The organism is Hymenobacter sp., assembly GCF_036388155.1.
In the GTDB taxonomy this organism is placed as follows: Bacteria; Bacteroidota; Bacteroidia; order Cytophagales; family Hymenobacteraceae; genus Hymenobacter.
In genome coordinates this window covers 12,946-33,889 of the sequence record NZ_DASVSI010000175.1, presented here as the reverse complement: position 1 = coordinate 33,889, position 20,944 = coordinate 12,946, and the positions used below count along the sequence as shown (strand labels likewise).

Annotated in this window: 13 protein-coding genes; 8 read left to right on the top strand and 5 right to left on the bottom strand. The window is 62.8% G+C overall.

What is annotated here, in order from left to right; all coding sequences use genetic code 11:
- Window positions 1-298 precede the first annotated feature (298 nt).
- From VF629_RS24520 to VF629_RS24510, 3 genes are all read right to left on the bottom strand, one after another.
- On the bottom strand, window positions 299-1,693 hold the full coding sequence (locus VF629_RS24520) for a sensor histidine kinase (protein WP_331061151.1): 1,395 nt from the start codon (window positions 1,691-1,693) through the stop codon (window positions 299-301).
- Window positions 1,694-1,826: 133 nt separating this feature from the next.
- Entirely contained in the window at window positions 1,827-3,950 is a 2,124-nt protein-coding gene (locus VF629_RS24515; RefSeq protein WP_331061150.1) for an ATP-binding protein, read from the bottom strand.
- A 114-nt stretch (window positions 3,951-4,064) separates the two neighbouring features.
- Complete coding sequence (locus tag VF629_RS24510) at window positions 4,065-6,287, bottom strand: ATP-binding protein (protein ID WP_331061149.1); 2,223 nt, start codon at window positions 6,285-6,287, stop codon at window positions 4,065-4,067.
- Between the two features lie 439 nt (window positions 6,288-6,726).
- Here VF629_RS24510 and VF629_RS24505 point away from each other — a divergent pair, with 439 nt between their 5' ends.
- The gene (locus VF629_RS24505; protein WP_331061148.1) at window positions 6,727-7,395 is read left to right on the top strand and encodes an HD domain-containing protein; all 669 of its coding nucleotides are present in this window, start codon (window positions 6,727-6,729) and stop codon (window positions 7,393-7,395) included.
- Here the strand turns inward: VF629_RS24505 and moeB are convergent.
- Window positions 7,389-8,492 carry a molybdopterin-synthase adenylyltransferase MoeB gene (gene moeB, locus VF629_RS24500; RefSeq protein ID WP_331061147.1) on the bottom strand — a complete coding sequence of 368 codons (1,104 nt, stop codon included), beginning with the start codon at window positions 8,490-8,492 and terminating at the stop codon, window positions 7,389-7,391. The two genes, VF629_RS24505 and moeB, sit on opposite strands and share 7 nt — an antisense overlap.
- Window positions 8,493-8,897: 405 nt before the next feature.
- Between moeB and VF629_RS24495 the strand changes: the two genes are divergently transcribed.
- The 6 genes from VF629_RS24495 (at window position 8,898) to VF629_RS24470 (ending at window position 18,527) form a co-directional block, all read left to right on the top strand.
- The gene (locus VF629_RS24495; protein ID WP_331061146.1) at window positions 8,898-9,929 is read left to right on the top strand and encodes an acetamidase/formamidase family protein; all 1,032 of its coding nucleotides are present in this window, start codon (window positions 8,898-8,900) and stop codon (window positions 9,927-9,929) included.
- A 164-nt stretch (window positions 9,930-10,093) separates the two neighbouring features.
- Entirely contained in the window at window positions 10,094-11,137 is a 1,044-nt protein-coding gene (locus tag VF629_RS24490; protein ID WP_331061145.1) for a tetratricopeptide repeat protein, read from the top strand.
- Between the two features lie 105 nt (window positions 11,138-11,242).
- On the top strand, window positions 11,243-13,306 hold the full coding sequence (locus VF629_RS24485; RefSeq protein ID WP_331061144.1) for an OmpA family protein: 2,064 nt from the start codon (window positions 11,243-11,245) through the stop codon (window positions 13,304-13,306).
- A gap of 123 nt (window positions 13,307-13,429) precedes the next feature.
- Complete coding sequence (locus VF629_RS24480; RefSeq protein WP_331061143.1) at window positions 13,430-17,062, top strand: hybrid sensor histidine kinase/response regulator; 3,633 nt, start codon at window positions 13,430-13,432, stop codon at window positions 17,060-17,062.
- A 51-nt stretch (window positions 17,063-17,113) separates the two neighbouring features.
- A complete protein-coding gene (locus VF629_RS24475; protein ID WP_331061142.1) occupies window positions 17,114-17,839 on the top strand; it encodes a LytTR family DNA-binding domain-containing protein in 726 nt (241 codons plus the stop codon).
- Between the two features lie 61 nt (window positions 17,840-17,900).
- Window positions 17,901-18,527: a PKD domain-containing protein gene (locus VF629_RS24470; protein ID WP_331061141.1), complete on the top strand. Its 627-nt coding sequence runs from the start codon at window positions 17,901-17,903 to the stop codon at window positions 18,525-18,527.
- Between the two features lie 60 nt (window positions 18,528-18,587).
- On the opposite strand, the gene VF629_RS24465 is transcribed toward VF629_RS24470, so the two are convergent.
- Entirely contained in the window at window positions 18,588-20,006 is a 1,419-nt protein-coding gene (locus tag VF629_RS24465; protein ID WP_331061140.1) for a hypothetical protein, read from the bottom strand.
- 475 nt (window positions 20,007-20,481) lie between these two features.
- Here VF629_RS24465 and VF629_RS24460 point away from each other — a divergent pair, with 475 nt between their 5' ends.
- A complete protein-coding gene (locus VF629_RS24460) occupies window positions 20,482-20,874 on the top strand; it encodes a hypothetical protein (protein WP_331061139.1) in 393 nt (130 codons plus the stop codon).
- The last annotated feature ends 70 nt before the right edge of the window (window positions 20,875-20,944 follow it).

Below are 20,944 nucleotides of genomic sequence, written 5' to 3'. Positions count from 1 at the left end.
GCCCGACGCGCCATTACGCGGCCTGGCTTGCTGGTTTAGGCCGGAGCTGGCCAGCACAAAACCAGCCGCAACCCAAGCAGTAGGCCATGAAACGAGCAGGCGTTTTATCGTCACCTTTTCTATATCTGGGACAACGAACTTCAGTTGCAGCAACCTGCCTTTCTGCCGGCCGGCGCAGCCCAAAACCCACTCAGGAGCGGCCCCAACTACTGTTAATTTGTCCGCTGACAAATAAAAGGTTGCGTTGTTGGCAGCCCAAGCAAGGAGGAAACGTGCAAACCGGCAAGCAGACCAGTAGCTAGCCGGCCTGATTGAGCGGCAAGCTAATCAGAAACTCGGTGAATTTCCCTTCTTGAGAAGTCACCGTGAGGGTGCCGCCGTGCCCCTGCGTCACGATGTCGTAACTCAACGACAAGCCCAGGCCCGTGCCCTCGCCGCTGGGCTTGGTGGTGAAGAAGGGCTGGAAGATTTTTTGCCGCACCGCTTCCGGAATGCCCATGCCGTTGTCGCGCACCCGAATTTCCACGGCGTCGCCGGCGCGGTGGGTGCTCACCGACACCGTGGGCGCGTAGTCGGCCTCGCCGCGCAGCTGGCGCTGGCGCACGGCATAAAACCCGTTGCTGAACAAATTGAGCAGCACCCGGCCCAGGTCGGGGCCAATGGCTTCCACTTCGGGCAAGTCGGGCGCGAAATCGGTGTTGAGGGTGGCGTTGAACGACTTGTCCTTGGCGCGCAGGCCCTGGTAGGCCAGGCGCAGGTATTCGTCGGCCAGGTGGTTGAGGTTGACGGGCTGGCGCTCGCCGGTGCTGGCCCGGCTGTGCTCGAGCATGCCCTTCACGATGCTGGCGGCTCGCTGGCCGTGGTGGTGAATCTTTTGCAGGTTTTGGGCAATGTCGTCGAGCAGCTCGGCTTCCAGGCCGGGGTCGCGGTCGGGGCGCGCCTGTTCTTCGCGCAGCTCGGTGAGCATTTCCACGCTCACATCAGCGAAGTTGTTGACGAAGTTGAGGGGGTTCTGAATCTCGTGGGCAATGCCGGCGGTGAGCTCGCCCAGGCTGGCCATTTTCTCGGACTGCACCAGTTGGGCCTGCGTGGCGCGCAGCTCGGTGAGGGCGGTGCGCAGCTCCTCGGCTTGGTAGGTAAGGGCGGCGGTGCGCTCGCTCACCAGCCGTTCCAACTCCACGTTTTGGGCTTCGATGAGGCGCTTGGCCTTCTCCTCTTCTTCGCGCAGCAGGCGCTCTTTCTCCAGGGTTTTCTTCTGGCTGCGGGCAATGAAAATGAACGTGACCAGCCAGATGATGATGAACCCCTGCGTGGTGTCGAGGAAGGCGTCGTACCGCTTGGCCAAGTGGCCGCGGCTGTCTTCCAGCACAAATTCGAGCAGCTTGTAGAGCGCAAACGGCAGCGTGGCCAGCAGCAGCGTGCGGGCCGGCCGGTAGTCGCGCACGGCCACCAGCACGGCCACCACCACGAACAGCACAAACAGCCAATAGGCGTCGCTCAGCGGGGGGTACTTCACGTTGAGGGCGGCGGCCACCACAAAGGCCGCGATGCCCGGCACCCAGATATACCCCAGCATGGTGTTCCAACGCGCTAAGCGGGTGGGCAACTCCAAAAACTTGCGCAGCGTCCGCACTATCAGAAAGGCCAACGGCGCTAACCATAGCAGTTCACCGGAACCAGGATTGTAATTCATTGCAGAAGTGAGCAGAAAGGCCGCGGCGCAAGTTAAGTATCCAAATGAAACTATGGATTGGCCCCGGCCGGAAAGCCGTCGCGGCCCCGGCTGTTTCCAACGTTTCGGCGGTTTCGCGCCGCTGAGCCGGTACTTAGGCGGGCAGGGTAATGGTGAATTCGGTGCCACGGTCTTCGTGGCTGAACACGGTGAGGGTGCCGCCGTGGCCCTTGGTCACGGTGTCGTGGCTCAGCGAGAGGCCCAGGCCCGTGCCCTCGCCCGCGGGTTTGGTGGTGAAGAAGGGTTCAAACACCTTTTTCTGCACCGCTTCCGACATGCCCACCCCGTTGTCGCGCACCCGGATTTCCACGGCGTTGTTGGCGAGGCGCCGGGTCTCGATGACCACCGTGGGCTGGTAAGACGCGCTCTCCGAGAGGGCTACGAACTGTTGCTGACGCTGGCGCACGGCGTGCAGGGCGTTGGTGCACAGGTTGAGCAGCACGCGGCCCATGTCCTGGGGCACCACGTGCACCAGGCCCAGCTGGGAGTCTAGCTCTTGCCGAAGCACCGCGCTAAACGAGGCGTCCTTGGCGCGCAAGCCCTGGTAGGCCAGGCGGAGCGACTCCTCGGCCAGGGCGTTTAGGTCGCAGGGCGCGGGCTGGCCGGTGCCGCTGCGGGCGTGCTCGAGCATGCCGTTGATGATGGACGAGGCCCGCTGCCCGTGCTGGCTGATTTGCTGCAGGTTTTGCCGAAGGCCGGCCATGATTTTCTGCTCCAGGTCGGCGGAGGCGGCGGCCCCGGCCGAGGCGGGGGCCTTGTCCTGGTTCAGCATGGCCACGCTCACTTCGGCAAAGTTTTTCATGAAGTTGAGCGGGTTTTGCAGCTCGTGGGCAATGCCCGCCGACAGCTCGCCCACCAACGCCCATTTTTCGGCTTGCACCAGTTGGGTTTGGGCGGCGCGCAGCTCGTCTTGCTGCTGCTTGAGCAGGGCGTAGGCCCGCTGCTTTTCGCGGTTGTTGCGCCACAGCACCATGCTCAGGCCGCCCACGGCCCCCAGGCCCACCAATGCGCCCAGCAGGTACCACTGCTGCTGCCGGTTTTGCTTGCGGATGAGGTGGCCCGTCTCGGTGAGCAGGCTGATTTGGGCTTGCTTGCGGTCGAGCTGGCTGCGGTATTCGAGCACGGCGGCCCGGCGCTGCAGGTCGGCGCTGTTGAGGGAGTCTTTGTAGGTGCCAAACAGGTGCTCGTAGAGGTAGGCATCGGCAAAACGCTCCCGCTGAAAAGACGCTTGGGCCAGCACCTCGCTGGCATCGCGGCTAATGTCTTTGGTGCCGTTGCGCTGCGAGGCGCGCAGGCTTTGCCGGCCGTAGGCGAGGGCGCTGTCGGGCTGGCCGGTGTGCAGGAAGGCGCGCGCGAGCAGCAGTTGGGCGCGCGGCATCTCGGTGAGGGCCTGCAGGCGGCGGGCCCGGCCCAGCCCGCTGAAACCGAAAGCAAACGCCTGCTGGTAGTGGCCTTGGCGCTCGTGCACGTCGCCGAGGTTGATGTCTTCGAAGAGTAGGCCGGACTCGTCTTTCAGGCGCCGAAAAATGGCGGCGTCCTGCTCGTAGTTGCGTTGCGCGTCGGCCCACTGGCCCTGGGTGCGGTACATGTCGCCCAGGCCCGCGTAGGCGTGGCCAATGCTGATGGTGTCGTGGGCCTGCTTGGCCCAGTACAGGCCCTGGGTCAGGTAGTCGTGAGCATGCCCATATTCGCCCAGAAACATGCTGGTAATGCCCAGTCGCGTGTTGAGGAATGACTGCCACTTGCCGTTTTTCGCGGCCTCCGCCAACGCCAGCCCTTGGATGTTGGCCGTCAACGACTTGGCGTACATGCCCTGCTCGGAGTACACGCACGACAAATTGTAGAGGCTGCGGGTTTGCCCCAGGGCGTCGCCTTGTTGCCGAAAGGTCTGCTGGGCAAACTCGGTGTAGCGTTTGGCTTGGTCGTATTCGCCCCGGTGCCGGTGGTAGAAGCCCAGGCCGAGCTGGGCTTCGGCCGCCCCGGCCGTGTAGCGCAGCTGCTGGGAAAGGTCCAGGGCCTGCCGGAACCACCCGGCCGACTCGGCGGGGGCGTTGTTGCGCAGCTCGAAGGCCAGGCGGTTCAGCCGGTTGGCGCGCACGGTGTCGGCAGTGGGATGTGCCAGCACTGCGGCCCGCAGCCGGTCTGCCGCGGGCGTTTGCGCCAGTGAGTTAGCCGAAGCCAACCAACCGAATAGCCATACCACCAAAACCCTCTTCATGGACTACAAAGAAACCTCCAAAAAAGCGGGCGGGCGTCATGGACCAGTGCAAAAGCCGGCCATCCTCAAATTTTTACTGCTGAGCTTGTTCCTTCCCGTAATGCCAGCGCGATTTCACTGCGGCAAGGTGATGAGAAATTCGGTGCCGTGGCCTTCGCGGCTTTCCACGGTGAGGGTGCCGCCGTGGCCTTTGGTCACGATGTCGTGGCTCAGCGAGAGGCCCAGGCCCGTGCCCTCCCCCGCGGGCTTGGTGGTGAAGAAGGGCTGGAAGATTTTCGCCTGCACCGCTTCCGACATCCCCACCCCGTTGTCGCGCACCCGGATTTCCACGGCTCTGGCGGTGGGGCGGCGCGTGCTCACGGTCACGGTGGGCTCGTAGAGCAGCTGTTCCTCGGCCGACATGTGGCGCTGGCGTTGGCGCACGGCGTGCAGGGCGTTGGTGCACAGGTTGAGCAGCACGCGGCCCATGTCCTGAGGCACCAGGTTCACCAGGCCCAGCTTGGGTTCCAGTTCCCGCTCCAGGGTGGCATGGAAGGTTTTATCGTTGGCGCACAGGCCATCGTAGGCCAGCCCCAGCGACTCCTCGGCCAGTCGGTTGAGGTCGGCGGGCTCGCGCAGGCTGGTGCCCGAGCGCGAATGCTCCAGCATGTCCTTGATGATGGAAGAGGCCCGCTGCCCGTGCTGGCTGATTTGCTGCAGGTTTTGCTTCAGCCCAATCAGGATTTCGCCCTCCAGGCCCGCATCGCGGCCCGCGTTGTTGCCGTGCATGTCTTCCACCAGGTCGGAGCTGACTTCGGCGAAGTTTTTCATGAAGTTGAGCGGGTTTTGCAGCTCGTGGGCAATGCCGGCGGTGAGCTCGCCCAGAAACGCCATTTTCTCGGCCTGCACCAGCTGCGACTGGGCGTGCCGAAGCTTGGCCAGGGTGCGGCGGTTTGTTTGCAGCTGCCGGTAGATAAACGCCCCCAGCCCCGAAACCAGCAGCACGGCCAGCAAGGCGCCTAGCAGCATCCGGTTGCCCAGCCGGAGGCGCTCGGCCTGCACGGCCTGGGCTTGCCGCAGGTTATTAATCTGGGCGCCCTGGGCTTGCTCCACCCGCTCGCTCTCGTACTGCGCCACGTGAAAGGAAGCTTGCGCGGCGTTGAATGCATCGGTCAGGGCAATGTATTCTCGGGCGTAGCGCTGGGCCTCCACGGGCCGGGCACGAGCGTCGTAGAACGCCGACAGCTCGCGTAAGTATTTAATCTGCAAGCCCTCCAATTCCGCCGCCGTGGCTTTATGGTAGGCCACTAGCCAGTGGGCTTCGGCGCGGGCATCAGCGCGGCGCGCCACGTAGTAGCGCGCCCAGGTGGCGTCGAGCTCCATCTCGCCGGGCTTGTCCGACATGTGCAGGTTCAGCGAATCGTTGAGCTGCTGCGCCCGCTGGAGCAGCCGGCCCGCCGGCTCTGTTTGCTGCATTCGCAGCAGTACGTCTCCTTTTTGCACCAGCCCGTGGGCCTGGCTCATGCTGCTCTCCACCCCGTCGGCCACGCGCGTGGCCAAGGCCGAATCGACGGCTTGCAATGCTTCGGGGTACTTGCGCTGCTGCAAGTACAGCTTGGACAGGGCCAGGAAGGTAAAAACGCGGTTGGTGCCCTGCACGCGTCGGAATTCGGGCAAGGCGCGGGCCTCGTTGAGGTAGTGCACGGCCCTGCCGGGGTTTTGCCAGTCGGTATAGATGGCCCCCGTCACCAGCAATTCGTTGATGTGCAGCTTCCGGCTGAAGCCTTGGGCCATGTCGGCCGCGCGGAGGCTGTTGTTGATGGCGCGGTTGTAGTCGCCAATGCGCCGGTAGTACGCGCCCTGCGAGAGGTAGCAGGCCGCCGTGTTCTCGGGGGCGTTGTGCACCCGGTAATACGCCAGTTTTTGCCCGTAGTAGCGCTTGCGGGCCTCCATGCGGTTCAGCTGGTTGTAGAGCATCACCATGTCAATCAGCAGCCAGGGAATGGGGCGGTGCTCGGCGTCGAACTCGGCCACGGCCACCTTGAGGGTGTCCAGCGCCGCGGCGTGGGCCTCGCGCTGCCACAGCTGCAAGCCGGCCCGCAGGCGCTGGTAGGGCTGGTCGTTTATGGTTTGTTCCCGGTGGTTCAGGGCCAGCAGTTGGTCGAGAAGCGGCAGGGCGCGGGCGCCGGTGGGGTGCAGGTCGAGCAGGTGCCGCACGGTGCGCAGGCGCGCCGTGTCGGTGCGCTGCTGGGCCAGGGCGCGCGCCAGCGAATCGTAGTCGGCGTCCCAGTAGCGGTGCTGCCCCAGCACCGGCCCTCCAGCCGCCCACACCAACAGGACTGCCAAAAGCCACTTCATGCGCATGGGCGGAACAAGGAAACCTGTGCGCAGCGCCTCAAGGCACTATGCCCCCCACAGCGCGCCACGAGGTCGCACGGGCCGGAACAACGGAGAGTGGCAGCAGACATCGTGGGGGTAGGAATGGTCGGAAAAAGGAGAAAAGCACTGGGTTAGCGTTGCTCCACCGCCCGCTGCAAAGATGAATTAATTCCAGCGACTGCGCTACTTCATTGCTCCTCCCGCAGCCGCATGCCCATCTTATTAACAAACAGATAGTTTTAAGGGTCAAGAGGTAATATTTGCTTCAAGAGCGAGACAAAGGTGAAAGTTGCGTTGAAAAATTCAATTTTTCGTATGCATTTCGCAAAGCTAGTCCCTCCCATGAAAAGGCAACGCCTAGCGAAACGCTGGCCCGGCTGGGCTCGGACGCTTCGTTTCTTACCCGATTTGTACTTACTTGCTTCTCCGTGGTGCGAGGCCCATTGCTCCCGCCAAGGCCAGCCGCATGCAGCTCGAAGCCGCCGAAAATTTTATCGTCGATAAACTGCGGCGGGGCCTCTCCCCCACCCTGTATTACCACGGCCTGCACCACACGCTCGATGTGACCGCCGTGACCATGGAACTGGCCACCGCCGAAGGCGTAACCGATGCCGAATCGGTGGCCCTGCTGCGCACGGCGGCGCTGTACCACGACGCCGGCTTTCTGGACACTTACCAGGGCCACGAGGCACAAGGCTGCGAATTAGCCCGCGCCACGCTGCCCGCCTTTGCCTACAGCTCGCAGCAAATTGAGCGGATTTGCGCCCTGGTGCTGGCCACCAAATACCCCCAGGAACCCCTCGACCACCTGGCCCAAATTCTGTGCGACGCCGACCTCGACTACCTTGGCCGGCCCGATTTTGAGCCCATCTCCACCAGCTTGTTTCACGAGCTAACGGCCCGGCAGCTGCTGGCCGGCGAGCGGGCCTGGTTCGAGCTGCAAGCCGGCTTTTTGGCCGGCCACCATTTTTGGACGGCTACTGCCATTGCGCGCCGGGCTGCCTCCAAGCAGGAGCGGCTGGTACACATCCAGAACCTTTTAGCCAATTGGCCGGCATCGGACGGCGCCGCGGCCCGGCCTCAGTAGTCGGCCAGTCCGTTGCGCAGCGAGTACACTTCCGTAAAGCCGTGGGCTAACAGCAAGGCCGCCGCCTGCTGGCTGCGCACGCCGCTGGCGCAGTGCACCACCACGGGCACACTAGGCTGCAGGCTGCCCAACTCCGCCGGCAGCTGGGCCAGGGGAATCAGCCGGCCCCCAATGCTGCGGCGGGCCTGCTCGTGCGGCTGGCGCACGTCCAGCAATTGCAGCGGCCGGCCGCTTGCTTGCCAGGCTTTCAGCTCCTCGGCGCTGATTTCAGGCGCACCTGCGGCCTGGCCTTGCGCGGGCGCTTCTCCACAAAAAGCAGCGTAGTCGGGCGCCAGGGCCGTGAGTTGCTGATTGGCCGGAACCGCGCGAAACCGAATGGGTTGAAACCGCATGGCCAAGGCATCGACCAGCAGCAAGCGGCCACTCAATACATCGCCCAGCTCCAGGATGATTTTTAGGGTTTCGGTAGCCTGCATGGTGCCCACCAGCCCCGGCAGCACGCCCAGCACCCCGATTTCCGCGCAATTGGGGACTTCGCCCGGAGCCGGCGGCGTGGGGTGCAAGCAGCGGTACGTAGGGCCACTTTGGTAATTAAAGACCGATACCTGTCCTTCAAATTTGAAAATGGCCCCAAACACCAGGGGCTTGCCCAGAATGACGCAGGCATCGTTCACAAGGTAGCGGGTGGCGAAATTGTCGGAGCAGTCCACCACAATCTGGTAGTCGGCAAACAGGCCCAGGGCGTTGGCGGCCGTCAGGTGCACTTGGTGCGGACGCAGTTCGATGTGCGGGTTCTGCGCCTGTAGCTTTTCGGCGGCAGCTACGGCCTTGGGTCGTCCCACGTCGGCCGTGGCGTAGAGCACTTGGCGCTGGAGGTTGCTCTCGTCCACCGTGTCAAAATCGAGCAGCCCCAGCGTGCCCACTCCCGCCGCGGCCAGATACTGCAGCACCGGGCAGCCCAGCCCACCGCAGCCCACCACCAGCACACGAGCCGCTTTCAGCTTCAGTTGGCCCGCTTGGCCAATTTCGGGCAGCAACAGGTGGCGGCTGTACCGGTTGGTCTCGGCAGCTGAAAGTGAGGAATCCGGTGAGGTCATTGGGCGGAGGAGTTAAAGAACGGGGGCCGTGCCACTAAACAAATTTTGCGGACCAAGGAGCACGATGCTTAAACAAATTTCGACCCTTAAGCTCATGATTCACCATTCAAGGCTGCGCCTGGTTTCGCTGGCCTTTCCAGTCTCTTTTTCATGCACGCATTGTGCTCCACTAGCTAGTCGGTTACATTTGCCCGAATGACAAGGGCTTAGCCAATAAGAAAAAGCATGTTATAGCGGACTCATTTCATTTAACATAATAAATAAATGAAATGCAAAACCCTCTTTTTAGGCTATTGAGCGGCATTCTCATCTACTATAAGGGCGTAAAGTAGGCCTGAGCCAATCCCGCAAGCTCAGCTTGATTTTGTTGTCCACAAAAGATAATCTCAGTGCGAACTTGTCGGCATGAAAAACCGATACCTCTTTTTTCTGCTGGCCAGCACCGGCTGGACCATGCCCGCCCTAGCCCAGCACGAGTTGCCCATCACGCCCGCTACTGCGGCCTGGGGCTATTACGATGCCGCCGCGCCGCCAGTGCTGCGCATTAAATCAGGAGAAACAGTGCGCGTGCACACCCTAATTACTTCCACGCCGGCCCGGCTAGAAGGCGCTGGCGTGCCGGCTGCAGACGTAGAGCCCGCGCTGCGCGACATTACGGAGCACGTGACAAACAAAGGCCCGGGCGGGCACATCCTCACCGGGCCCATTTTCGTGGAAGGCGCCCAACCCGGCGACGTGCTGGAGGTGCGAGTCAGGTCAATCGACTTGGCAATTTCCTACGCCTACAATGCCTTTGGGGCCAAAAGTGGATTCATTCCCGAAGATTTTGGCTACGCCAAGATGAAAATCGTCCCGCTGGACAAGAAGAAGATGGTGGCGCATTTTTTGCCCGGCATCGACGTACCGCTGCGGCCGTTTTTTGGGAGCATGGGCGTGGCCCCGCCAGCGGCGGCAGGCCGCATCAACAGTGCGCCGCCCGGCATCCACGGCGGCAACCTAGACAATAAAGAGCTGGTGGCCGGCACTACGTTGTATTTGCCGGTGCACGTAGCGGGAGCCCTGTTTTTTGTGGGCGACGGGCACGCCGGCCAGGGCAACGGCGAGGTTGATATTACGGCCCTGGAAACCTCGCTCACCGGCTCGCTGCAGTTCATCGTGCGCAAAGACATGCACCTCACCTTGCCGCGCGCCGAAACCCCAACCGCCTACATCAGCATGGGCCTGAACGAGGACTTGACGCTGGCCGCCAAGGACGCGGTGCGCGAAATGATTGCCTTCCTAGTGGCCGAAAAGCACCTCACACGCGACGACGCTTACATGCTGTGCAGCGTGGCTGGCGACCTCAACACCACGCAGGTGGTAGACGGAACGCGTGGTGCCCACATGATGCTGCCCAAAAGCATTTTTGGCAAGATGCCGAAACAGAAGGCCAAGTAGGACTTCCTCAACCCAGCCGCTCGTGCTAGCCTGGCGCAAAGTCCGGGGTAGTTCAAGCGGCTGGGTTGTTGGTTAAAAATAAAAAATGCAATATCTTCGCTTCATATGCTCTCTATTTGGCCTATAAGCTTGATATGTTACAAAATACTCTACTTTTTTTCTTGTTGCTGGGGGCTCCTCTCGCGGTGCGAGCGCAGGTGGATACCGTGCGGGCCAGCACCTTGCCGGGCCCCCAGCTAGCCGAAAAATCTTACAACAGCGGCCTGGCTAGCTTCAACGCCCAGAGCTACCCAGCGGCCCTGGCCAGCTTCAACCAAGCCATTGCGGCCAAACCCGACTTTGCGTCGGCTTACACCAACCGGGCCGCCACCCGCTACGAACTCAAAGAATACCCACAGGCGCTGGCCGATTACGACCAAGCCCTCAAGCTGGAACCCGGCAACTACGCCGGCTTTTTTGGCCGGGCCCGGGTGCGCGAGGCCCAAAAGCAGCTTACCGAAGCCGACCAGGACTACACCGAAGCCCTAAAGGCCAAGCCCGACTACGCCCCCGCTTGGTACAACCGCGGCGTGCTGCGCTTCGAAAAGGGCGAGTACCAAGCCGCCCGCGACGATTTTGATGGCGCCATCAAAGCCGACCCCAAAATGGCTTATGCCTACCACGACCGGGGCAGCGCCCAACAGAAGCTCGGCTCCTACGCCGCCGCCGCGCAGGACTACTCGCAGGCCCTGGCCTTGCAGCCGGACTTGCTGCCCGCCCTGCTCAACCGGGCCACGGCTGAGCGCCGCACCGGCCAGCTGCCCGAGGCCCTGCGCGACTACGACGCCTACATCGCCAAGAAAGCCGACAACCCCTTGGCCTTTAACAACCGCGGCAGCGCCCGCTTCGAAAACAAGGACTACGCCGGCGCCATTGCCGATTTTAGCCAGGCCATCAAGCTCGACGCGGCCTACGCCTTTGCGTGGAACAACCGCGCCGCCGCGCAGCTGAAACTGGAAAAGTATGCCCTGGCCGCCGCCGATGCCAGCGAGGCCATCAAGCTGAAAGCCGACTACGCCGAGGCCTACCTGACCCGCGGCCACGCCCGCGAAATGCTGCGCCAGGCCGAGGAAGCCTGCCAGGACTGGCGCAAGGCGGCGGAGTTGGGCCTGGCCGTGGGCAACACCTACGCTGCGGCCGCCGGGTGTGCCGGCGAGGCAACGGAATAAGAAAACGGTCATGCAGAGCGCAGCGAAGCATCTCGCTTGTGGTAGTAATTAGCTAATGCACGCGAGATGCTTCGCTGCGCTCTGCATGACCGTTTAATTTCTATTATGAAGCCTGTTTTTACCCGCCTGCTATTTCTGCTGGCGCTTGCCGGCGCCCTGCCGGCAGCCGCTCAAAGCGTGGAGTTTACCAAAGACCAGTTCTCGGACAATAAAGAAGGCCTGCGCAATGCCCTGCGCGAGCTGAAAGACGGCGACACCGAGTACCGGGCCGACCCGCCGCGCTACGCCGACGCGCTGCCGCATTATTTGGCAGCTCAAGAGCTCAACCCCAACAACGCCAGCCTGAATGTAAAAATTGGCGACTGCTACCTGAACTCTGCCCGGAAAACGGCCGCCCTTCCCTACTTACAAAAAGCGGCCAAGCTCGACGCCACGGCCGATGCCCGCACCCACTACCTGCTGGCCCGCGCCTTGCACCTGAGCGCCAAATGGACGGAGGCCCTGGCCGAATACCAGCAGGCCCAGCCCGTGGGAAGCAACACCCGCAACGGCGATGCGGGCGCCGTGACGGCCAACGACTTGCAGCGCCGGATGCAGGAATGCCGCAACGGCAAGCAGCTCATGGCCAAGCCCGTGCGCGTGTTCATCGACAACGCGGGGCCGGAGTTAAACTCGCCCGCGTCGGACTACGGGCCGGTGATTTCAGCCGACGAGTCCACCATTGTCATCACCTCACGCCGGGCGGGCTCCACGGGCGGCAAGAACGACCCCGAAGGCAACGATTATTTCGAAGACATCTACCAGGCCAACTGGCGGGGCAAGGCCTGGAGCCGCGCCGTGAACCTGGGCGCGCCGGTGAATACCGACGACCACAACGCCACCGTGGGCCTGGCCCCCGACGGCCAGCGCATGCTCGTGTACGCGGGCTCCAACGGCGGCGACCTGCTGGAGGCCAACCTCACCGGCACGGCTTGGAGCAAGCCCAAGCAGCTTGGCTCACGCATCAACACCAAGAGCCACGAGAGTTCGGCCAGCTACTCGCCCGACGGCCGCTACCTGTACTTCGTGAGCAACCGGCCCGAGGGCGGCCTGGGTGGGTCGGACATTTACAAGGTGGAAATGGAAAGCAAGGCCCCGCCCGTTAACCTGGGCTCCACCATCAACACGGCATACGGGGAGGAAGGCGCTTTTATGGCTCCCGATGGCAAAACGCTGTACTTTTCTTCGGAAGGGCACAACTCCATGGGCGGATATGACATCTTCAAATCGGTGTTTGAAAACGGCAAATGGAGCACGCCTGAGAACCTGGGCTGGCCCATCAATACGCCCGACGATGACGTGTTTTTCGTGACGTCGGCCTCGGGGCGGCACGGCTACTACTCCAGCGACCGGCCCGGCGGCCTTGGGGCCAAAGACATTTACCGCATCACCTTTCTGGGTCCCGAAAAACAGCCGCTGCTGAACGAAGAAGACCAACTGCTGGCCTCGCGCCTGGCCCCGGTAAAGCAAACGGTGCTGGCCCCCGCCGTGGCGGTGGCCACGGCCCAGGTCACCATCCTCAAAGGCACCGTGACCGACGACGCCACCAAGCAGCCGCTCGACGCCGCCATCGACCTCATCGACAACACCAGCGGCCAGACCATTGCCACCTTCCGCAGCAACGCCACTTCGGGCAAGTACCTGGTGAGCTTGCCCTCGGGCACCAACTACGGCATTGTGGTGCGACAAGACGGCTACCTTTTCCACTCCGAAAACTTCGACCTGCCCGCCGGCGCGGCCTACGCCGAAGTGGTGAAAGACGTGGCCATGAAGCGGCTGGAAGTGGGCACCACCATTGTGCTGCGCAACATTTTCTTCGACACCGGCAAAGCCACCCTGCGCCCCGAAAGCACCGCCGAGCTGGAGCGCCTGCAAAAGCTGCTGACCGAAACGCCCGCCCTGAAGCTGGAAATGGCCGGCCACACCGACAACGTGGGCGAGGACGCCAAAAACCAAGACTTGAGCCAGCGTCGGGCCCAAGCTGTGGTGACCTATCTCACGCAGCACGGCATTGCGGCTGCCCGCCTCACGGCCGCCGGCTACGGCGAGACCAAGCCCGTGGCCCCCAACGCCACCAAAGCCGGCCGCCAGCTCAACCGTCGCACCGAGTTCGAGGTGACTGCCAAGTAGAAAGCCACCCGTAGCAGGCTTATCTGAAGGCAGGCTTGCACTTTGCCAACCGGTGAGTTGGCGGGCAGCCGTTTACCTTGTAGGTCCAATTGAGTAGCACGCCGGGTGGCTTGCCTTTGCTGTTTGAAAGTAATCGTGTCCTTTTTTCGCGCCCGGCACGCGGGCCTGATGTTGTGGGTGGCCCTGGTGCTGCTCACGCGGCTGGCCAGTGCGCAGCAGGCATTTGTGCGCCAGTTTGGGCCAGCCGAAGGATTGCGCCCCACGTTCATCTACGCCCTGCTGCAAGACCGGCAGGGTTACCTCTGGCTGGGCACCGGCGAGGGCCTGCTGCGCTACGACGGCAACCGCTTTGTGACCTTCACCAAAACCGACGGCCTGGCCGAAGATTTCGTGGTGTCCTTGCGCGAAGACTCGGCCAGCGGCCGGCTGTGGGTGGGGCATTATTTGGGCGGAATTTCGGTTCGCAAGCAGCCCACCGGGCCGTTTGAGGCCACCGACCGGGCCACGGCGCCAGCCGGCCTGCGGCTGGCCACCGACGGCCCGCCCCCGGTCGACACGGCCGCCATTGGCCGCTACCTGCGGCGCTACCAGCTGCGCTTGCCCAGCAGCGTGGTGCCCATTTGCCTGCTCGAAGACCGGGAAGGCAACACCTGGCTGGGCACGGCCGGCCAGGGCCTGTGGCGGCATTCGGACCGGCACTTGCAGCGGTACCCCACGCCGGTGGGTGGCGCAGCGCCCCTGGCCTTGTGCCCCGGCCCGCGCGGCAGCCTGGTGGTGGGCACCGCAGCAGGCCTGCAAACTGCTGACGCCAAGGGCAAACCCGGAAAACTGCCCAGCCGCGGACCGACGGTGCCCGTTCGGGCCGTGCTGGCGCAGCCCGGTGGGCGGGGGTACTGGGCCGGCACGGCCGGCGAGGGCCTGTGGCAGTACCCGCTGCGCCAAGCCGCCCGGCGCGTACGCGAATTGCCAGCTGCTCTCGACATCACGGCCCTGGCCTACTCGGCCGGCAGCGGCTTGTGGGTGGGCACCGCCGCCGACGGCCTCTACCAACTGCCTGCCGACACTACCTTGCCCGTGCGCCACTTCACCACGGCCGAAGGGCTGCTGCACAACACCATCTATGCGCTGCTGGCCGACGGCCGGGGCCGGGTGTGGGTGGGCACCCACGGCACGGGCCTGGCCGCCTATTCTCCCGCCAGCCAGCAGTTTGCCTATTATCGGCTCAGCAGCACCGGGGTGTCCGTCAGCAGTTTTGCCGAAGACGCCGCGGGCCGCGTGTGGGTGGGCACCGAAGGGCAGGGCCTGTATTGCCTCACGGGCAACTCCTGGCGTCATTATGGGGCCGACCACAGCCCTTCCCCCAACTTTGTGTATGGCCTGCTGGCCCTGCCGCGGCTGGTAGGAATTGCCGATGCCGGCCGGTGGCTGCTGCTTTCGCACTTGCAAGGCCTCACCTTGTTCGACGCCAAAGCGGGCACTTTCACCCCCTTGGCCGCGGCCACCGATACCCTGGTGCGCGACAGCCGCGGGCCCTTGGCCCTTGCCTCGGGCAGCCGGCCCGCCGCGTGGGCCGCCACCCGCGCCGGCTTGGTGCGCATCGATGTGCGGGAAGCTCTGGCGCGGACCCGGCAATTGCCGCCCGGCTTGGTGCTGGCAGCGGCCGAAGTCGACGGCGCCCCGCGCCCGGTAACGGGCTTGGGCGAATTATCGGCGACGCGCCACCGGGTGAGCTTCGATTTTGAGGGCTTGAGCTTGGCCGCCAGCGGCGAACCTTTGGAATACCAACACCGGCTGCGGGGCCTATCGGATGCGTGGAGCCGCCCCAGCCTCTCGCCCGAAGCCCAGTTTCCGGGGCTCGACGCGGGGCGTTATACGCTGGAAGTGCGGGTGCGGCGGGGAATGGCCGGGCCTTGGAGCCCCGTGGCGGCGGCGCGGTTTGGCATTGCCACGCCGTTTTGGCGCACGTGGTGGTTTGCGGGGCTGGTGATGCTTGGCGCGGGTGGGCTGGTGCTGGGCATAGTGCGGTACCGGGAGCGGGCCCTGCGGGAAACCCAGCTGGTGCTTGAGCGCACCGTGGAAGAGCGCACCGCCGAGCTGCGCCAGCAGAAAGCCCACATCGAGGACATCAACGCCGACCTGGTGGTGGCACGCGACGCGGCCGAGGCGTCGCGCAAGGCCAAGGCGCAGTTTCTGGCCAATATGAGCCACGAAATTCGTACCCCGATGAACGCCGTCATCGGCCTCACCAACTTGCTGCAAGCCACCCGGCCCACCACCGAGCAGGGCGAATACCTCACGGCCATCGAGTCGTCGTCGCAAAACCTGCTGGTCATCATCAACGACATCCTCGACAGCTCCAAGATGGAGGCCGGCAAGCTGTCGCTGGAGCAAGTGCCTTTCCGGCTGCCCGAAGCCGTGCGCCGGCTCGGGGCCATGTTCAAGTTCGCCACCGAAAGCAAGGGGCTGTTTCTGCATGTGGAGGTAGCGCCGGGCGTGCCAGCCGCCGTGCTGGGCGACCCCGTCCGGCTCAATCAGATATTGGTGAACCTGGTGGGCAACGCCATTAAGTTCACCCGCCAGGGCGGCGTCACGGTAAGCGTGGCGCTGGCCGACGATGGCGCGGATACACCCTCCGTTGCTTCTCGTGTGGCCCTCCGTTTTGCGGTGCGCGACACCGGCATTGGCATTCCGCAGGACAAGCTGGGAGCCATTTTTGAAGACTTCTCGCAGGCCAATACCTCCACTACGCGCGAGTTTGGCGGCACCGGCCTGGGCTTGAGCATTGCCCGCAACCTGGTGCAGCTGCACGGGGGCCAACTGGGCGTGACCAGCGAGGAAGGCCGCGGCTCTGAGTTTTTCTTCCAGCTGGTTTACGAAGTAGCCGACCCCGCCGCGGCCCAGCCCGAAGCCCACGCGGGCCTGCTGGCACCCTTCGAGCCGGCCCTGCGCGTGCTGGTGGCCGAAGACAACGCCCTCAACCAGCTGGTGGCCCGCAAAACGCTGCAGGCTTGGAACGTGCAGGTCGTCATTGCCGAAAATGGCCGCTTGGCCGTGGAGGCCGCCACCGCCGCGGGCGCGGTGCCTTTCGACGCCGTGTTGATGGACGTGCAGATGCCCGAGATGGACGGCTACGAAGCCGCCCGCCAGCTGCGCCAGCGCTTCCCCGACCCCGAGCAGTTCCCCATCATTGGCCTCACCGCCTCGGTCCTTCCCGAAGACCGGGCCCTGGCCCTGGCGGCCGGCATGAACGATACCCTGGCCAAGCCCTTCGAGCCAGCCGTGCTGTACGCCCGCTTGGCTTATTATACCGGTCGGGATGTTTCGGGGCATGAAGGCGCCGCAACCCAGAAACAAGCGGCCGTTGCACTAGACGGCACCGCTCTTCCTCCCGCCCTGCTACCTTCCTACTCTGCCGCCCCAAAAATCCGGCCCGACTGGCGGTTGCTTGAAGAGCTGTCGGGCGGCAACGAAGGCTTTCTGCGCCAGATTGTGGCCACCTTCCTCAAGGAAGCACCGGCCATGGAGGCCTTATTGGTTTCTACCTGCCCGCAGGACCCGCCGGGCCTGGCCCGGGCCGCCCACAAGCTGAAGGGCCAGGTGGCGTATTTCGGCGTGCCGGTGCTTCATACCCAGCTCGACGAGCTGGAGCGCGCCGCCCGCCACCCCGCCTGCCCGTATTGCGAGCCGTTGGTGGCCAGCATCCGCCAGCAGCTGGCCGAGCTGTATCCGCAGCTCGAAGCCCGCACCACCGCTTGATAACCCAACCGTAGAAGCTACATTCGTCAGCCTAAAACAGTATTCCCACCTATGTCTACATCTCCCCTGCGCTGCCTGGTGGTCGACGACGACCCTCTTTCGGTGCAAGTTGTGCTCAATTGCATTGCCAATACGCCTTTTCTAACCGCAACCGGCAGTTTCAACAACCCCGTCGAAGCGGCCGAATCTCTCCGCACCCAGCCCGTTGACCTGCTGTTTCTGGACGTAGAAATGCCTCTGATGTCGGGCATCGACCTGCTGCGCACCCTGCAACACCCGCCCTTGGTCGTGCTCATCACCAGCAGCAAGGAGTACGCCGTGCAAGCCTTCGAGCAAGCCGTGGTAGACTATTTGGTGAAGCCGGTGAGCTACCCGCGCTTTTTGCAAGCTTCCCAAAAAGCCCTCGAAGCAGCCCAACGCCAGCCTACGGCCGGCTCCGATGCCATCGAGGCCTCTTCGCCCGGCGCGGAGTTCACCTTCGTGAAAGTCGACAACAAGCTGGTGCGCGTCGGTTTCGACGAGGTGCGCTACGTGGAGGCGTTGGGCGACTACGTGCACATCGTCACGGGCCAGAGCAAACTCATTGTGTATAGCACGATGAAAGCCGTAGAAGAGAAATTCCCCAGCAGCCGGTTCGTGCGCGTCCACCGCTCGTTCATCGTCAACATCAACCGCATCCAAGCCCTGGAAGACAACACGGTATTGGTGGACGGCAAACACATTTCCGTGGGCCAAACCTACCTGCGCGACGTGCTGCAGCGGCTCAATAAGTTCTAGCCCGGCCCCGTAGCGCCCGCCGTGCCCCATCCGCTTTCTCGTAAAGATTCCCTTCCACCGTATGCGTTTCGTTGATGCCCCGCTTCGCGGCAAATTTTTCCTGCTTGCGGTGCTGCTGGTGGCTGGGGCAGGCACCACGGCCCGCGGTCAGCAAGCCGGCGACACCACCAGCGTGCGGTGCGGCCCCCCGTTGCCCCTGATGATGTGCGTCGACCTCGACGGACGCGCCTCTATTGACCCCGCCGCCGGGCCCCTCACCTACCGCTGGCTCATGGGCGATGGCACCACCCTCACGGGCCCCACCATTACGCATTGTTACAAGGAGCGCAAAAACTACGTGGTGCAGCTCGACGTGGTCGACGACAAAACCGGCGAGGTGCGGCGCGGCCAGAAATACATTCCCGTCAATCTTGTGCAGCAAGACGTGGTGGATTTCACGGCCCAGCCCAGCCGCGTGCGCGTGGGGCAGCCCGTGGCCTTTGCCGCCCCCGATGCCCAGCTGCTTACCTGCCAGAACGTGCAGCTCATTTGGGATTTTCGCGACGGCGCGGTGGCCCAGGGCCGCACCGCCCAGCACGTGTTTCGCCGCGCGGGCACTTACTCGGTGCGCTTTAGCATGCGCGGCTACGGTTCGGCGGCCTGCATCGGCAGCCACTGCGTGACGCGTGAAGTAGTCGTGGAGCCATAAACCGCTCGGGCTTTCAGCAACCGGGCCCCGGCGCTGGTCGCGTCGGGGCCCGGTTGCTTTTTAGGCTCCCATATCATTTATAATGGGAGGGCCCTCGCGCAGCAGGCCCAGCACAATCTCCCACAGGTGCTCGTAGGGAATAATCTCGACTTCGGCAAAGGCGTTGCCGGGAGGCGGCGTGTCGCGCAGTTGCTGCAGCAGGGTTTTGCCGCGCTCGGCGGCCTGCGGCGCGTCGAAATTTTTCTCGACGATGAGCTGCAGCAGGCGCAAAAACAAGCGGCTGCGCAGCGTCGTGGGTTCGTAGAGATGGCGCTGCTGGTACTTCCGCAGCCGTTCCAGCCGCAGGAGCACGGCCTCCAGGTTGCGCTCGCGCAGGAAGTACAGCAGCTGCAGCACCAGGATGGCCACGTTGTGGCCGCGCTTGTCGCGGCTGTATTCGGGCAGCTGCAGCACCATTTGGGCCAGCTGCTTCTGCCGCGCGGTGGTTACCCGCTGCGGCGGCAACACAAAATCGATGTAGCCTTTGTACAAGTCCCAGCGCTGCAAAGCCGCCTCCCGCTGAATGAGGTAAGCGGGATTTTGCGTGATGACAACCATTAGCTGCTGCGCCCGCTCGTACTGCTGGGCGTGCAGGGCCAGCAGCACGTGGTGCTCCTGAAAGTAGAACCAGTTGCTGGACGAGGGGTGGAAGTCGCGGTTGTACTCCTCGGCCAAGCGCAGCCCCTGCACCGGCTGCCGGCTGCGCAAATACGCGTAGATGCTGACGAAGTGGTTAAAGCGAATGTCGAACCGGCGGGCGTTGAGCTTGCCGTCGCGTAGCCGGCGCGAAGCCGCAGCCGTCACCCTAATCATCTCCTGGTAATTGCCCTGCAGCTCTTCGTACGCCAGCCGCGCCCGGTACACGGCGTTGTAGGTGCCAAAGCTTTTGGCGCGTCGATGCAAGGCTTCCAATTGGACAATGCGGTCGGGCAACACGCTCAACACGGCCCGCCGGGCGGCCACGGTGCCGCTTAGGGCCAGCTGCGTATCGGTGTAGAGTTGCTCGGCTTCGTCTTCCCAAGCCAGCACCTGCTGGTGCTTGGCCAGCACTTTTGTTATTTTTTTATATTGAATTGGCTGGCGCTGTTCGGCGTATAAATTGCGCAGCATGCGTGCGCTCTGCACTGCGTACTGCGTAAACTCGCCGGTTTCGGCCATGCGCAGGCAGCGCTGCAGCAAATGCTCCGACATTTTATACTCTCGCTCGGCGTACAGAATGCTTACCTTGTGTAGCAAATCCAAGCATTCCAATTCGTAGCGGCGCGATACCAAATGGCGCGGGTCCGAATGGTCAAGAAAGTAGAGTTGGTTGAGCAGTTTGCTTCGTACCCGCGACTGAAGCTTCTGCAACGCCCGCATGTTTGCCGCAGTGGCTTTGCCGTAGAGTGCTTTTACCACCTGCAGCTGGGTGGCTTCCGGCGCTTCCGTTAGAGCGGCCACAAACTGGTTCTCTTTGTTCGTTTGACGGCTTCGCAAGTCCAGCACTGGCAAAGAAGACAGACTTCTGGATGTCACAATTCGCGCCAAATTTGCAATTTCATTCATGATAAAAATGCTTTACAAGCGCAGATTCAGTGTTTTTGTAAATTTTACCGGCATAAAACCCATGTCACAAAAACACGAATTCTTTCCTTTTTATGTTGCTCTTATCCCTTCAATCTTTGTATTGTGAAATTTTAAACTCTTTTTAAGCCATTGACGTCACAAATTGAACATTTTTTCTGAAAGTAGATTAAGCAGGAGCTCATTTGGATGTTACCAGGCTAAAATTTAATTTTTTTCTTTTTATAATTATTTTTTATATTAGTTATACACAAGTCAGCTTTAGAGGAATAGTGTCCTTTTATGCGGCTCTGGGAGGCGTCAACTTTGTGTCACTCAAATATCTGACACACCTTTTTAACCCATAACCACCGTGCTGCAATTCCTCGCCATCGCCCTGTTTCAATTCTCTAGCTTCACTTCGAGCGCAACCCAAGCTACTTCGGTTTCGCCATCTGCAGCCGTTAGCACCGAAGCACACGCCGCCGTAGCAGGAGGCATTGGTGGTTGGGGCGGCGACATCGCCGCACTGGGAGGCATTGGTGGTTGGGGCGGCGACATCGCGGTAGCTGGCGGCATTGGCGGCTGGGGCGGTGATATTGCCGCAGCTGGTGGTATCGGCGGCTGGGGCGGCGACATCGCGGTAGCTGGTGGTATCGGCGGGTGGGGTGGCGACATTGCCGCAGCCGGTGGCATCGGTGGCTGGGGTGGTGATGTAGCAGCACTGGGAGGCATCGGCGGCTGGGGCGGTGACATCGCCGCGTAAATGAATTCGTGCTGTTTCGTGCCTATATTGCTCCTCCTCTGTAGCGGGGTTGTAATAGGCTAGTGTACCG